Here is a 14,838-nt window from a genome sequence, read left to right as displayed (position 1 = left end):
GCATTACTCAACAATGCGGGATTGTGTTTGCGGCGCAGGCCTGGATTTCTGACAGCACAGGAAAATCATGACCAGCAGCGGGATCCAGCCCAGTACAATACCCAACGTGATTTTCATCCACACATAGGTTTCCGGCGAGGCGTACTGCATCAGGATGGTATTCAGCAGGCGCGAAACAATACCTGCCAGATAAACACCGCCAAACCACCAGCCGGAGCGGTTGATGTCGTGCATACGCCGGATCCCGACCGCGAGAAGCGGTAATGCCGTCGCCAGGGCAAACAAAGTATAAGCAACCCCGGCGTAAAAAATGCTGTAAGGATTCCCCGCCAGCGCGAACAGGAATGAAACGCCCATGGTCAGCAAAATAATAATCAGCAAATTACCCAGCGCAAATGTCCAGAACTCCTTGCGGGTCGCGCAGCCACGGAAATCTACATACTTTTTCCAGCCCTGCAAATAACACTGCCATAACGTCATTTCATCACATCCTTTTGCCTGTTCATCTGATATTTCAATGGGTTTTTTAATAGGTAAAGAATTAAAGCGTTTTCTTACTGCCCCCGCAACTGCTGCGCCAGAATATTGAGCTGATCGGCTATCAGGTTGAGATCTTTCTCCTGCTGCCCCGGCGCACGGGTGGAATTACGCACCACCAGCTTCGCAGGCAGAATTTTCGATGACATCGTCTCAGGGTTTTCGGCCAGCAAATGTTCAACCGCCTCTTTGCTCTGCAAATCGAGATCCAGTGAGACGGTGGTCAGTGCCGGATGAAAGAAAGCGCTGTCGTAGGTGTCATCGTATCCGATGATCGACACGTGCTGCGGGATGGCCACATTGTGCTGATGAAGCGCACTGATGACGCCAAGCGCCATCTGGTCATTTCCCACCAGCATGGCGGTGAATTGCGGAGTTTCACGCAAAATCTGCAACGCGCTGTAATAACCGCTTTTCGCACTCCAGTCGCCGTGAATAACCGTCACCGGCTGGATGCCCTTCTCTGCCAGCGTTTCCTGCCAGCTTTCCAGACGTAAACGGGAAGAGACAGAATCCTCCGGTCCCGCCAGCAAGGCAAATTCACGGTGCCCTAAATCATGCAGATATTCCACGCTGGCGCGTGAACCGTCAGCCGGATTAAAGCAGACATTAAACACCGGGCTGGTGGGATCGACGTCAAGAAAAAGACACAGGATGTCGCGGTTATTTTCATAAATCCGTCCCGCCTCGGCGCTTTCCAGCGGAATGTTGATGATGACACGCTCAACACGTTGTGATTTCAGTTCATTAATCGAGTCCTGAATGCTCTGGTTGACGTCTCCGTCAATCATTGAAATCAGTACCTGATACCCGGCCTGATGTGCATATTTCTTCACTGACGCGGCAATTTGCGAAGGCGCGTGTAGCGCCAGTGACGTCGTGACAAGTCCGATGGTAAAACTCTGCTTCCCCACCAGTTGCTGTGCCAGCCGGTTCGGCACATAGCGCAAAACTTCAATGGCCTGTTCAACTTTCAGACGCGTGGCATCTGAGACATTGGCCGATTTGTTTAACACCCGCGAAACCGTCTGATACGAAACACCGGCATAGCGGGCAACATCCTCTAATGTCGAACTTTTTGATTTCATTCTTTCCCCAGACCGCAACCCGTGATTTTGCTCAATCCTATGATAATCGAGCCAACGTACGGGATCTCATTTAAAAGTTCAATCCGGGTGACCGGCAATGCATAAGTTATACGTTAACATTGAATATATTCGTGATTTATATCACTCACGATTTATCAATAATCCATAACTTGTAGACATATATCACATTTCACAATATGTAAAATTGATCATTATTGTTTCTGGGTATCTTATAGATTCCGTAAATGTGAACGTCATACAATCATAAGGAAAAAAAATGAAACACAACTTACGCACTCTGGCTGTGGCGGTTTCCCTCGCCATCACAGCGGGCCCTGCCGTGGCAAATGATATTGATTTTCATGGATATCTGCGTTCGGGCGTGGGGGTTTCTGGCGGTGGCAGTCTGGAACAATTCCAGAAAAACAAAGTCGGGCGTCTGGGCAACGAAGATGACACCTACGGCGAAATTGAACTGGGCAGCGAAGTTTACAAGAAAGATGACGTGAGTTTTTACGTCGACTCCATGGTCAGTATGGTGTCTGACGGCTCTAATGATGATGAAAACACCTTAAATGACGATGCACAGTTCGGCCTGCGCCAGTTGAATCTGCAAATCAAAGGGCTGGTCCCCTGGGATAAAGATGCCGTGATCTGGGGCGGTAAACGTTATTACCAGCGTCACGATTTACACATCATCGATACCAAATACTGGAACATTTCCGGTGCCGGTGCCGGTATTGAAAATCTTAAAATGGGTGAAGGCGCGCTTTCTCTGGCGTGGATCCGTGGCGATGCCAATGACGTAGATTACCGCGTGGACGGTAATAATGATGTGAACATCAACTACATCGACGTACGTTATGCCGGAATTAAACCCTGGAGCGGTGCGTGGATGGAAATCGGTGCCGACTACGCCATGCCAAATCTGTCGCATGACCAGAAAGAGTACGGCGGCCTGTATGATGCGGATAACGGCGTGATGCTGACCGGTGAAATCAGCCAGGACATGTGGGGCGGCTATAACAAACTGGTATTGCAGTACGCGAATAAAGGTCTGGCGCAGAACATGATTTCACAGGGCGGCGGCTGGTACGATATGTGGAACTATACCAATGATGCCACCGGTTATCGCGGCATCATCACCGGTCTTATCCCGATCACCAGTAAGTTCAGCCTTAACCATGTGCTGACCTACGGCCACGCAGAAAACATCACTGATTACACCGATACGACTGAACTGGTTTCTCTGGTGGGACGTGCGCAATATCAGTGGACTGATTATGTACGCACCATCGGTGAAGTCGGTACGTTCTACCAGAAAGATGATTACAAGACCGGGGCGAGTTACAAACAAGGCGGTCAAAAATATACGCTGGCGATGGGGCTGGCAGCCGGGCCGGAGTTTATGTCACGTCCTGAACTGCGTGTGTTCGCGTCTTATCTGAATGATTCGGAGCATGGCGATACGTTTGATGATCATACCAAAGCGGATACGTGGAACTTTGGTGTTCAGGTCGAAGCCTGGTGGTGATTTTTTTCTTCCTTGAAGCTGCAACTGCGTTAGCTACGTTTGCTCACCCGAATCACTGACATAAGTCAGCTCATCGGGACTCGCTCACTTGCTGCCTTGCTGCAACTCCAATGGATTTGAAAAAACAGGTGTTAATTATTAAAAAAATATCCTCATTGTAATAAAGCGACAGACGAAACTTAATTTCTCTTGTAGGGGATCGTTACGTTTTTTCTCCGCACAGCAGCATCATTATTATCATTTATAGAAAGCAGAAATAATAAAGGCAGCCTTGTGTCGGGCTGCCTTTATTTTTAGTGCGTTTACGTAAGAGAGATTAATTACTTTTTAAACCAAACTTCTCAGTCATTAATTTCTTCAGGCTGTCGGACTGCTTACCAAATATGGCATGCACTTCCTGACCGATGATTACCACGCCAATCGCGCCGGTCTGCTGGATAGCGCCGGAGTTCACCCGCCTGAGTTCTTTTACCGTCACCCGCAAACGGGTAATGCAGGCATCAACGTTAATAATATTATCGCGCCCGCCGAGTGCATCAATTAATAACGCCACATCAGTCGGTGGCGGGATCTCATTTTCAGGGCTTTTATTCTTCGCAGAGAATACATGCATAAAGTCTTTAATATTTACCATGATGAACACTCTCTTTCAGGAATGAAAAAAACGTGCAACCGGAAAAACCTGATTGCACGTGGTTGTTAAAAATAAGAGTTTAAGAAATGGCAGATAAACGGCGCGACAGGATCTGACAACCGAATGCCGGCAGCGTCAGTTTGCGGGGTAATACACCGCCATGCACCATGTCGCGGTAATCATCCGGCAACGTCACCGTCTGACTGTCTGCGGCGTAGTTTTGCAGGAAGATAAATTCATTTTCGCCGTCTGTGCGACGTGCTGCGGTGACCCCCCCCGGTAAATCCGTTTCTATCGCCCGCGGCAACTGCATTTCTTTCGCCAGCGCGGTATAAAAATCAGCATGGAATTGCTGATCGTTGCGTGAAGCCAGGTAATATGCCTGGCCTTTGCCAAACAGATTCACGGTCACCGCCGGGGTTCCCGCGTAGAAATCCTCGCCATACGTTGCCAGTGCTGCCGCGCCTTCAAGATGAATCACTTCACACAATTTGCTGGCACGGTACGGACCGTTTAAGCCCAGCGCGTTGCCTTCGGTACCGCTGACACTGTTGTGCTGGTCATCAGTCAGGCTGTCGATTTCTTCCGCCCAGATCCCCAGCACCGGACGCAACGGCCCCGGGAACCCGCTAAGGAAACACAAATCTGTTTCGTTAACGATACCACTCCAGTAAGTTGCGACAAACCGGCCACCGGCCTGCACGAACGCGGTGATCCGCTCACCGACGCCTGCCCGCACCATATACAGCATCGGCGCAATCACCAGGTCGTAACCGGTTAAATCGCAGTCGGCGTTGATCACATCGACCGCAATGCCCTGCGACCACAGTGCGCGGTAATGTCCGGCGACGGTATTTTCATACTCCAGCCCTTCATTACGCGGCCCGAGGGAATCGTCCATCGCCCAGCGGCTTTCCCAGTCGAAGATAATCGCCACTCTGGCTTCTACGCGGCTGCCTGCCACCGGCGCCAGTGCGGATAAAATCCTGCCCAGTTCAGACACTTCGCGTCCGACGCGGGTATCAATATGCCCGACGTGATCAACCACCGCGCCGTGGAATTTCTCCGAAGAACCACGGCTTTTACGCCACTGGAAATATTGCACCGAATCCGAACCGTGCGCGACTGCCTGCAGGGAGGACAAAATGTGCATCCCCGGCTTTTTCAGTTTGCTAACCGGCTGCCAGTTGGTGAAACTCGGCGTCGATTCCATCAGCACAAAGGGTTTGCCCTGTTTCAGGGTACGCATCAGGTCGTGATACATCGCGGTATACGCCGCCAGACCAATATCGTCTTTGCGGGTGTGCCACATCGGATAACTGTCCCACGAGATAAAATCCAGCACACTGGCCAGTTTCCAGTAATCGTAATCGTAGAAATATTCCATGAAATTGGTGGTCGCCGGTAACGCCGGGTTCTCCGCTTTCAGCGGACGGATTTCCTCACTGTAAAAACGGGTCACCTGATCGGTATTAAAACGACGCCAGTCGAGATTCAGCCCATGAACGCCACTTTCGCCCTGTGGTGATGGTGATTCAATCTGCGCCCAGTCGGTATAAGTGTGGCTCCAGAAGGTGCTCCACCAGGCCTTATTCAGCGCATCCAGTGTGACATAACGGGCTTTCAGCCAGTCGCGGAAACGGGTCTGGCAAAAATCACAATGGCACTCGCCACCGTATTCGTTGGAAATATGCCAGCCGATGACGGCCGGATGATGTGCGTAGCGCTTCGCCAGCGCGCTGTTCATCACCTGAACTTTTTCGGCATACACCGGCGAACTCATGCAGTGATTATGACGTCCGCCATGCAGCGCTTTTACACGGTCGCGCCCCACACGCAGGACTTCCGGGTACTTTTGCGACATCCACGCAGGACGCGCCCCGCTTGGTGTGGCGAGAAATACCGAAATGCCGTTTTCGTGCAAACGATCCAGCACCTGATCCATCCAGCCAAACGTGAAATGGCCTTCTTCGGGTTCCAGCGCTGACCAGCTGAAAATTCCGACTGACATGACATTACAGCACGCCTCTTTCATCATTTCGACATCACGAATCAGGACATCGGGGCTCTCCAGCCACTGTTCCGGATTGTAATCCGCGCCATGTAACAGGCCGGAAATCTTACTGCTCAGAGGAGGAAATTTCGTCATGCTTGGGTCCTTAGGAACTTTAAGAAATATTCACACCCCGGCCAATCCGGCCGGGGAAAAAGGGATTAATTGAAGACTTTGATGGAAGGAAGAACCTGGCCGTCACAGCTGAACAACGCCTGATTTTCGCGGGCGTTGCCCTCTTTCCAGTGATCATTGATGTAGGTCATACCGGCAGGTGTCGCCCAGCCGGCGCCGTCAACAGCGATCCAGGTCGGTTCCCAGTAGAAAAGGCCCTTGCCGCGATGATCCGGCACGGCCACCAGGCTTTTGATCAGATCGCTGAGGAAATCGGCCTGGCCCTGCACCGTGCCCGGATAGCCGCCGTCTTTGGCTTCTTTTTCCGTGAAACTGTTTTCAGCTGCATCACAGTTTTTGGTGGTATAGCCGTAAGCCACTTCCACGACGATCACGTCTTTGTTGTAGCGTTTGCTGATGTCATCCATATTGGTCTGCAACGCTGAAATCGGGCCATTCCAGTAAGTATAAAAAGACAGGCCAATCACGTCATAAGGCACGTTGCGACGGTTGATTTCATCGAACCACCAGCGGAAGGTATCGTTCTTGGTGCCTTCAGCCAGATGCAACATAATTTTGATATCTGACGGATTTTTTTCGTCCGCGCGGACACCGGTAATCGCCGCATTCAGCAACCCGGCCAGACGGTCAAACTCGCCGCCGCCCGCGCCCCAGCTTTTGCCTTCCGGCCACAAAATGCCGCCGTTCATTTCGTTACCGACCTGCACCATATCCGGTACGGTGCCCTGTGCGCGGAATTTGGCGATCACGTCACGGCTATAATCATGAATGGCAGTTTTCAACTGCGGATAATCCATTTTCTCCCAGCTTTTTGGCTTGAACTGTTTGCCGGGATCGGTCCAGAAATCGCTGTAATGAAAATCAAGCAGGATTTTAAAACCCAGGGCTTTAGCACGTTTCGCCAGTTCCAGCGTGGTGGCCAGATCGTTATTTCCGCCGCCGTACGGATGGCCCTGTGCATCTTTAGGATCCACCCATAAGCGTAAACGGACGTAGTTAAAACCGTTCTGCCTGAGGATCACCATCGCATCGGTCTGTTTGTGGTTCTGGTCAAAGAACTTGCCGCCGTGTTTCTCCACATCTATCAGCGTCGAGATATCGGCACCCTTGATGAAATCTGCGGGCACGTTAGCGACTTTTTTGATCACCACATCCTGTGCCACACCGGAGAACGACATGGCCAGCAGTACGCAGGCCATTGCGCTTTTATTGAAAATCTTCTTAGAAAATAAAGACATCGGATTATCCTTTTGTACTGCCAGCCGTCAGGCCGGAAACGAAGTATTTTTGTAAGGCGAGATAGAAAATGGCGACCGGTACGGCGATCAGTACCGCCCCTGCGGCGTACATGGTGTAATTAGCCCCCATTTTTTGCGCCACCAGGTTGTACAGGCCAATCGGCAAGGTGTACTTATCCGGTGTACGCAAAATGGTGCTCGAAAGAATGAAATCCCCCAGCGGGCCGGTGAAGGAAAACAGCGCTATCACCGCCAGGATCGGCTTCGACAGCGGCATGATGATTTCGATGAAAATGCGGAAATTACCGGCGCCGTCCATCCGCGCTGATTCATCCAGATCTTTCGGAATGGCATCGAGATAGCCTTTCATCAGATAGGTGTTCATTGGGATCATGCCGCCGACGTAAATCAGTACCAGCGCCAGATGGCTGTTGATAAGCCCCAGTAATTGCGCCAGCACGAAAATGGCGATCAGCGCCGAAAACTGCGGGATCATCTGCAATAAAAGGAACAGCATCAGCCCGTCTTTCCGGCCTTTAAAACGAAAGCGCGAGAAGGAATAAGCGGTAAAACTCACGCAAATCAGGGTCAGGATCATGGTCAGGAAACTGATTTTCATCGAGTTCCAGTACCAGCCGACATAATTCACTTCACCGTTAAATAAGTCTTTGTAATGCTGGAACGAGACATTCTCCGGAATAATCGACGTACTGAGCAGGCTGTTACCGGCATTGAGTGACGCACCGACTGTCCAGATAAGCGGATAAATAATAATTACCCCCACCATCAGCAACAGTAAATAACTCAGCGCAAGGCGGATAAACCGGTTTCTTTTAATACTGGTGTGTTTACTCATATTCCTTCTCCCGGTTACGCCATATCATCTTGTTTAAATGAATTCGTTGACCGGAATTGCCACAATGCAATACCGACTACAAATATCGACAGCAGAATTGTAATGGTCGCCGCAATAGCATATTGCGAAGATGACATGGTGAGTTTATATATCCACGACACCAGAATATCCGTTCCGCCCGCATTCGAACCGGCCACCGCCGGGCCACCGTTATTAAACAGATAGATGATATTGAAATTATTAAAATTGAAGGTGTATTGCGTAATAATAATTGGCGCAATGGAATATAAGACCAGCGGCAACGTAATGGTTTTGAGTTTCTTCCAGGTACTGGCACCATCCATCGTCGCGGCTTCATATAAATCGTTCGGGATAGCCTGCAATACGCCGGTAGTCATGGCAAACACAAACGGGAAGCCCAACCAGGTCTGCATCATGATCAGCGCTGTTTTGGTCCAGAACGGATCGGTCAGCCAGGCTTTAGGCTCAATACCTAAGGCCGCCAGAATGCCGTTATTAATGACGCCAAATGAATCATTGAACATACCCGCAAATACCAGAATGGTAACGAAACCCGGCACCGCCCACGGCAATATCAGCACGGTGCGGATCAGCGCCTTGAAGCGCAAATCTTTCTGATTCACCAGAATCGCCAGCATGACACCCACCGTACATTGCAGCGTGGTCGCCAGCACCGTCCAGACCACCGTCCATTGCAATACATCCAGCAATGTGGAGCGCCAGATATTGAGCGTGAAAATATTAATAAAGTTTTTGAACCCCACCCAGTCGACTAATTTCGCCGGTGGCGTGTGATATAAATTGTAATTAGTAAACGCGATTGAGAAGCCGAATATAATCGGAAAAACCACCACAAACACCAGTAAAATAAAACCCGGTGTGATCATTAGATAGGGAAAACCTTCACGCAGCAGCAAATGATATTGCTTACGCACGCTGGGTAATTCCATGCCCTGGTCACGGCGTTTACCGTTTGCCCATGCATCGCGCAGGCTCCAGTAATAAAAAGCCGCACCGAATGCGCCAATCAGCAGACTGATAATGCCTTTGGCGAGCAGAAATATCGAATTATCACGCGGTACTTCTTCACCCAGCGTATATAAACCCCATAATCCCTGACGCAGGAAATCATAGAACACGCCGGCGAAACAAATAAGGATGATAAAAAACAGTATTCCCTTGGCCCATTGCCGGTTATAAAACTGCCCAAAACCGGGGATCAGCGCCACCGCCAGCGCCACCGGTGCATGGTGGCTGGCGGAAAGTGGCGCCGGGTTTTCCTCATGAAGACGCATAGACACAAAGATGTTCCTTTCACTGGTGAGGGAGTGAAATCACTCCCTCCTGTCAGACATACGGGGTTTCAGCAAGCGTTACCGGTTACTCGTTGCTGGCTTTCGCCGCTTCGATTTGCATCTGAATATTTTTCACCGCATCGTTGAGCGCGGCATCAACCGGTTGTTTGCCGGTCACACCCAGCTGAATACCGTTATTCGCCGGACCCCAGACTTCCTGCATTTCCGGTACACCCGGCATGGCCGTCGCGCGGGTAGACTGCTCTGCCACCGCGTTGGCTTTTTCATCGTTTTTAATCATTGGATCGTTAACCAGCGCCGTCAGAGCAGGGATTTCCTTGGTCACTTCGTAGCGCACTTTGGCGTACTTCGGCTGGTTGATGAAGGTGATGAATTTCTCCGCCAGCGGTTTTTGCTTGCTGTAAGTTGAAACCGCATAACCTTTCACGCCGAGGAATGAACTCATCGGTTTGCCGTTTGGCAGCAGCGGTAACGCTTTAACACCATAGTGAATACCCGCCGCTTCATATGGCTGGAAGGCCCACGGGCCGGTGATCACCGCAGCCGCTTTCTTCTCAGTAAACAGCGAGTCGATAGCGTTCAGCCCGTTATCACCGACAATCCCTGCCGGGAATAACCCGTCGGCATAGAATTTCTTCAGATAAGTAATGGCTTCAATGCTGCCCGGTTTGTTCAGGCCGATATCTTCAACGTTGATTTCACCCTTCGCATCTTTACCGAAAATGTAGCCCCCCATGGAAGCCATCGCGCCATAGGCGTAATACACTTCGTCAAACTTGGCTAACAGGCCGTATTTGCCTTTCGCCCTTTCGGCTTTGGAGAAGGTGTAATACTCGTCGAGGGTCGCCGGTGCCTGCGGCAGTAAATCTTTGTTGTAAATCAGCACCAGCGTTTCGACTGCTTTCGGCACACCGTAGGTTTGTCCTTTAAGCTGGAAGGCGTTTAACGCCGGCGGTGTGAAGCTGGCAAGAAACGTTTTGTCGAGATTCAGCGGTGCCAGTAACCCCTGTACCACGGCCGTGCCCAGCTGATCATTAGGGATCACGACGACGTCAGGGCCGATGCCTGCCGGACCATCCAGACGTAATTTCTCCGTTTGTTGTGCATAAGGCGTTTCCTGCACAACGACTTTGACATTGTTCTCTTTTTCAAAATCTTTCACCGCGTCGGAAATACCGGAAGATTTCTTAATATCCTCCCAGATAAGCAGTTGCCCCCCGGCTGCCCGGACGGCCTGGCTACTCAGACTTAACGACATCAGTACCAAGGCAGTAAGGTGTGTAATTTTCATTGTTGCTCCTGGATGTGAAGGTATAACATTTTTGTAGGGTTTATAACGACACTCAATCTAAAATCTTTGTATCAAACCCCATAAAAGCTGATTTAATACTGATTAATGTCGCCTTAAAAACTATGTTATACGTTAAACTTACAAGCTATAAATCACTACAAAAAGATGCGCATTGTGTGATCTTCTCTCCAAAATTCGAACCCGCTTGTGCAAACGCTTACACAAGGTGGTTATAGTCCGAAACATCAGCGGTATGAATTCTTTATGAGGTCTCACATGTCCAGCATCAGACTTAAAAATGTGGTCAAGCGTTTTGATAAAACAGTGACATTACATGGCATCAATATTGATATTGAAGACGGCGAATTCACCGTTTTCGTCGGGCCATCAGGATGCGGTAAGTCCACCCTGCTGCGCATGATTGCCGGGCTGGAAGAGATTACGGAAGGAGACGTTTACATCGGCGAGCAGCGGGTGAATGACGTCGATCCTTCCCGGCGTGGTGTGGCGATGGTGTTTCAGTCTTACGCGCTGTATCCGCACATGACCATTGCAGAAAACATGGGTTACGGGCTGAAAGTCAACGGCGTGCCGAAAGAAGAAATTCGTCATCAGGTGGAGATGGTCGCCAAAACGTTGCAGCTTTCTCATCTGCTGGACAGAAAACCGAAACAGCTTTCCGGCGGACAGCGCCAGCGAACCGCCATCGGGCGTGCGATTGTGCGTAATCCGCAGGTATTTATGTTCGATGAGCCCCTGTCTAACCTTGATGCAGAGCTGCGTGTGGATATGCGGTTACACATTTCCAAGCTGCACCAGGAACTGAAAACCACCATGGTGTATGTGACACACGATCAGACTGAAGCCATGACACTGGCCGATAAAATCGTGGTGATGAATTACGGCAAAGTCGAGCAAATGGGCGCACCGATGGATCTTTACTACAATCCGGTGAATCAGTTTGTCGCGGGGTTTATCGGATCACCCAAAATGAATTTCCTGCCTGCTGAAGTGATCCGCTGGCAGCCGGAACAGCTCGAAGTACGCCTGACGCCGGAGAAGACCCTGACACTGGCACTGAGCACCTCTGAACTGTCGGCGGGTGATAAAGTCACGCTTGGGATCCGCCCTGAACATTTGCTGTCGCAGGAAACCGAAAACGTGCTGGAATTTAACTGCGAAGTGGTAGAGCGGCTGGGCAACAGCACGTATCTGTTTGGTCAGTGTTATGGCATTGATGGCTTTAAAATGCTGCTACCGGGCGACATGGCTTTCAACCCTTATCAGAGCCTGACCACCTGGTTTGATGCCAAACGTTGTATGGTGTTCAGCGAAGACGGCCTGCGCATCAGCGCGCCCAGCCTTTCTCATCTGCATTAATTAATCTTTTCAGGCCGCGTAGCCGGGAGACTTCACCTCCCGGCTGTTTCAGTGTTATATCTCTTTATCATGATTTTCAGATGAGAGATTTCCATGCCACTTCACTGCCGGATTCTTGATGATTACCAGAATGTTTCCCTGTCGCTGGCTGACTGGCAGTCACTTGCACCACAGGTGGAATGCCGTGCGCTGACAGAACATATTGCCGACGAAAATGCCCTCGCTGAAACGCTGAAAGATGCCGACATTGTGGTGATTATGCGCGAACGTACGCCATTCACCGCTGCGCTGTTTGCCCGCCTGCCCAATCTGAAACTGCTGATCACTTCCGGCATGCGTAATGCGTCGGTTGATCTTGTCGCTGCGAAAAAACATGGCGTGACGGTCTGTGGCACCGGCAGCGGACAGGCCGCGCCGGTTGAGCTGACGTGGGCCCTGATCCTCGGGCTGGCACGGCATCTGGTCACGGAAAATAATGCGCTACGTCACAACGGCCCGTGGCAAAGCACGCTGGGCGTCGGCCTGAGCGGTAAACAGCTTGGTCTGCTGGGGCTGGGGAAAATTGGCCAGAAGGTGGCCCATATCGCGCAGGCCTTTGGCATGGAGGTGTGCGCGTGGAGTCATAATCTGACCGCAGAACACGCCGCAGCACATGGCGTAAAATTCTGCACATCAAAAGAAGCGTTACTGCAAACCAGCGACGTGGTTTCCATTCATCTGGTGCTCGGCGAGCGCACACGCGGCTTACTGGGTGCGAAAGAACTGGCACAGATGAAACCCTCTGCCCTGCTGATCAATACGTCGCGCGCTGCCATTGTCGATCAACCCGCCCTGCTCAGCGCGCTGCAAAACAGTCAGTTAGCCGGTGCCGGACTTGATGTCTTTGATGCCGAGCCATTGCCGGCCGATCATCCTTTCAGAACGCAACCGAACGTGCTGGCGACACCCCATCTGGGTTATGTCGCCGACAGTAATTATCAGGTGTACTTCACCGAAGCGGTCGAGAATATCCGGTCATTTCTGGCGGGTAAGCCGCTGCGTGTGCTGGATTAGTGCAAACGTAAAAAAACCGGGTATCCACCCGGTTTTTGCTTTCAGCGGCGACGAAATTACTTGGTTTCGTTGGCTTTGATTTCGCCCATTGCTTTCAGTTTCTTGGACATTTCACGACGTTCTTTCGACAGGTCTGCATTGCGGATGATGTAGTCATCAACGCGATCTTCATAGTCGCCGCGCATGCTGGCAATGATCGCCTGAATTTCGTCGATGCTCATGCCTGGTTTGATGTAATCACTCAGGTTATCGAGCAGCAGAACGCGTTTCTGGTTGTCACGGATTTTCTTTTCGTTGTCAGCAATTTCACGTTGTAATTTATTTTTACGACGGAAAATGCGCACAAACTCCAGAACGTCCTGGAAACTCGGCTTGTTGATATTGTCCATTTTAACACCTTCGATTAAGTTACACAGATTCAGTGACTGACTTGTCGCAACCGCTTGGTCTGCCTTACCGGCAGTTAGCAGGAAGACTAGCAAAGATCGGGCGGTGCGCTCAGATAATCGTCCAATAAGACCATCTTACCCGTTTTAGACCGCAGACAAAAATCCCTTCATGCTTTTGGCGTTTTAACGCTGCTTATTTGAGCGTCTTCTTTTTGCATCGTCATGGTGATCAGGTCTCCCATCGCCCGCAGTTGTTCCGCGACCTGCGAACTCAGCCACACATAGCCGTACACCTGCGCTTCCAGATGGTGTGCGGCATTCATTTCCGCCATCAGCGCTTTCAGTTCTTCTGCAGATTCATTCAGCTGATGATTGATCGTCAGTTCATCACCTTTGGTACCGTTCATCAGCATCAGACTGAGTTTTTCCAGCGTATCGAGCATCAGCCGTTGCGCGCTGCGCAGCGTGCGGGCATTGAGCATCAGGAAATGGCTTTCGCGCGAACTCCAGTAGGCATCGGCCAGCAGTTCAAGAGTACACAACAGATTACGGCTCAGAGTCTGGATAGCATCAAACACTTCACGCGGAATATGCGATTCCTTACTGGCGGGAGCAAACAGAGAACGCATTTTGACCATCTGCCCCATCGTGGTTTTCATTTTACCGTGCAACTGCGGGCGTTCAAGCATGTTCGGCGACAGCCAGGCGCTGTAAAGTTTATTCAGCGACATCAGGTAATCGGCCATCTGCATGCGCCAGTGAATAAACGCGCGCTGGGGGTAAATACTGGCGAAAAGCAGTGCCAGCAGGGAGCCGAAAATCACATCACCGGAACGCCACAGTGCAGTATTCATATCGCCAGGTCCCGCGCCACACACGACCGCCAGCGTAATCCCAATCAGCAGCGCCATATACGGACGCTTGCCGAGAGTCAGATAACCGCTGACGAACATCACAATCCCGCACCACATCAACATCAGCGGAAAGGAATAGAGTTCAAGCCATAAGGCTATCAACCCTGAGAGTGAACCGAATACGGTGCCGGTGATGCGCTCCAGCACCCGCTGAACCACATTCCCCCAAAAGGAAATCGGCCCCATCACCACCACCATTGTGATCAGCGGCCAGGTGCCTTCAGGGATTTTTGTCAGCCGGACAATCAGGAATGTCAGAATAAACGCCACCGCAATACGCAGGGCGTGAGTAACTCTGTAATTACGGTAAATGATGTTATCCAGCTGAGAAATTTTCTTGTCGAGACGCACGTTGAGCCTGCCGTAAGGCATAAATACAAAGAAGGCGCTAGTTTAGCC

13 protein-coding genes are annotated in these 14,838 nt (G+C 50.8%); 3 read left to right on the top strand and 10 right to left on the bottom strand.

All coding sequences use genetic code 11. From position 1 onward, the window contains the following. Positions 1-3: 3 nt before the first annotated feature. Complete coding sequence (locus ETV65_RS09185) at positions 4-480, bottom strand: DUF805 domain-containing protein (RefSeq protein WP_129952568.1); 477 nt, start codon at positions 478-480, stop codon at positions 4-6. Positions 481-554: 74 nt separating this feature from the next. Continuing rightward, complete coding sequence (locus ETV65_RS09180; RefSeq protein ID WP_129952567.1) at positions 555-1,625, bottom strand: LacI family DNA-binding transcriptional regulator; 1,071 nt, start codon at positions 1,623-1,625, stop codon at positions 555-557. Positions 1,626-1,902: 277 nt separating this feature from the next. Between ETV65_RS09180 and ETV65_RS09175 the strand changes: the two genes are divergently transcribed. Then, entirely contained in the window at positions 1,903-3,159 is a 1,257-nt protein-coding gene (locus tag ETV65_RS09175) for a maltoporin (protein WP_129952566.1), read from the top strand. Between the two features lie 316 nt (positions 3,160-3,475). On the opposite strand, the gene ETV65_RS09170 is transcribed toward ETV65_RS09175, so the two are convergent. From ETV65_RS09170 to ETV65_RS09145, 6 genes are all read right to left on the bottom strand, one after another. After that, a complete protein-coding gene (locus ETV65_RS09170; protein WP_129952565.1) occupies positions 3,476-3,793 on the bottom strand; it encodes a glucose PTS transporter subunit EIIB in 318 nt (105 codons plus the stop codon). A 79-nt stretch (positions 3,794-3,872) separates the two neighbouring features. Then, entirely contained in the window at positions 3,873-5,942 is a 2,070-nt protein-coding gene (locus ETV65_RS09165; RefSeq protein ID WP_129952564.1) for a beta-galactosidase, read from the bottom strand. Positions 5,943-6,007: 65 nt separating this feature from the next. Continuing rightward, positions 6,008-7,159, bottom strand: a complete 1,152-nt coding sequence (locus ETV65_RS09160; RefSeq protein ID WP_238483162.1) for an arabinogalactan endo-beta-1,4-galactanase — start codon at positions 7,157-7,159, stop codon at positions 6,008-6,010. Positions 7,160-7,223: 64 nt separating this feature from the next. Beyond that, positions 7,224-8,075: a sugar ABC transporter permease gene (locus ETV65_RS09155; protein WP_129952562.1), complete on the bottom strand. Its 852-nt coding sequence runs from the start codon at positions 8,073-8,075 to the stop codon at positions 7,224-7,226. Positions 8,076-8,089: 14 nt separating this feature from the next. Further along, on the bottom strand, positions 8,090-9,391 hold the full coding sequence (locus ETV65_RS09150; protein ID WP_129952789.1) for a sugar ABC transporter permease: 1,302 nt from the start codon (positions 9,389-9,391) through the stop codon (positions 8,090-8,092). Positions 9,392-9,476: 85 nt separating this feature from the next. Continuing rightward, positions 9,477-10,703, bottom strand: coding sequence for an extracellular solute-binding protein (locus ETV65_RS09145; protein WP_129952561.1), 1,227 nt, complete (start codon positions 10,701-10,703; stop codon positions 9,477-9,479). 276 nt (positions 10,704-10,979) lie between these two features. Between ETV65_RS09145 and ugpC the strand changes: the two genes are divergently transcribed. Continuing rightward, the gene (ugpC, locus tag ETV65_RS09140) at positions 10,980-12,083 is read left to right on the top strand and encodes a sn-glycerol-3-phosphate ABC transporter ATP-binding protein UgpC (protein WP_129952560.1); all 1,104 of its coding nucleotides are present in this window, start codon (positions 10,980-10,982) and stop codon (positions 12,081-12,083) included. 93 nt (positions 12,084-12,176) lie between these two features. Then, on the top strand, positions 12,177-13,136 hold the full coding sequence (locus tag ETV65_RS09135; protein WP_129952559.1) for a D-2-hydroxyacid dehydrogenase family protein: 960 nt from the start codon (positions 12,177-12,179) through the stop codon (positions 13,134-13,136). A gap of 56 nt (positions 13,137-13,192) precedes the next feature. Here the strand turns inward: ETV65_RS09135 and ETV65_RS09130 are convergent, their stop codons facing one another. Both ETV65_RS09130 and ETV65_RS09125 read right to left on the bottom strand, forming a co-directional pair. Further along, positions 13,193-13,525: a DUF496 family protein gene (locus tag ETV65_RS09130; RefSeq protein WP_013574907.1), complete on the bottom strand. Its 333-nt coding sequence runs from the start codon at positions 13,523-13,525 to the stop codon at positions 13,193-13,195. Positions 13,526-13,692: 167 nt separating this feature from the next. After that, positions 13,693-14,790, bottom strand: coding sequence for an FUSC family protein (locus ETV65_RS09125; RefSeq protein WP_129952558.1), 1,098 nt, complete (start codon positions 14,788-14,790; stop codon positions 13,693-13,695). Between the last annotated feature and the right edge of the window lie 48 nt (positions 14,791-14,838).

The sequence above is a fragment of the Rahnella sp. RFA10(1/100) genome, from assembly GCF_004195115.1.
Classification (GTDB): domain Bacteria; phylum Pseudomonadota; class Gammaproteobacteria; order Enterobacterales; family Enterobacteriaceae; genus Rahnella; species Rahnella perminowiae.
This window is presented reverse-complemented; position numbering and strand designations above follow the sequence as displayed.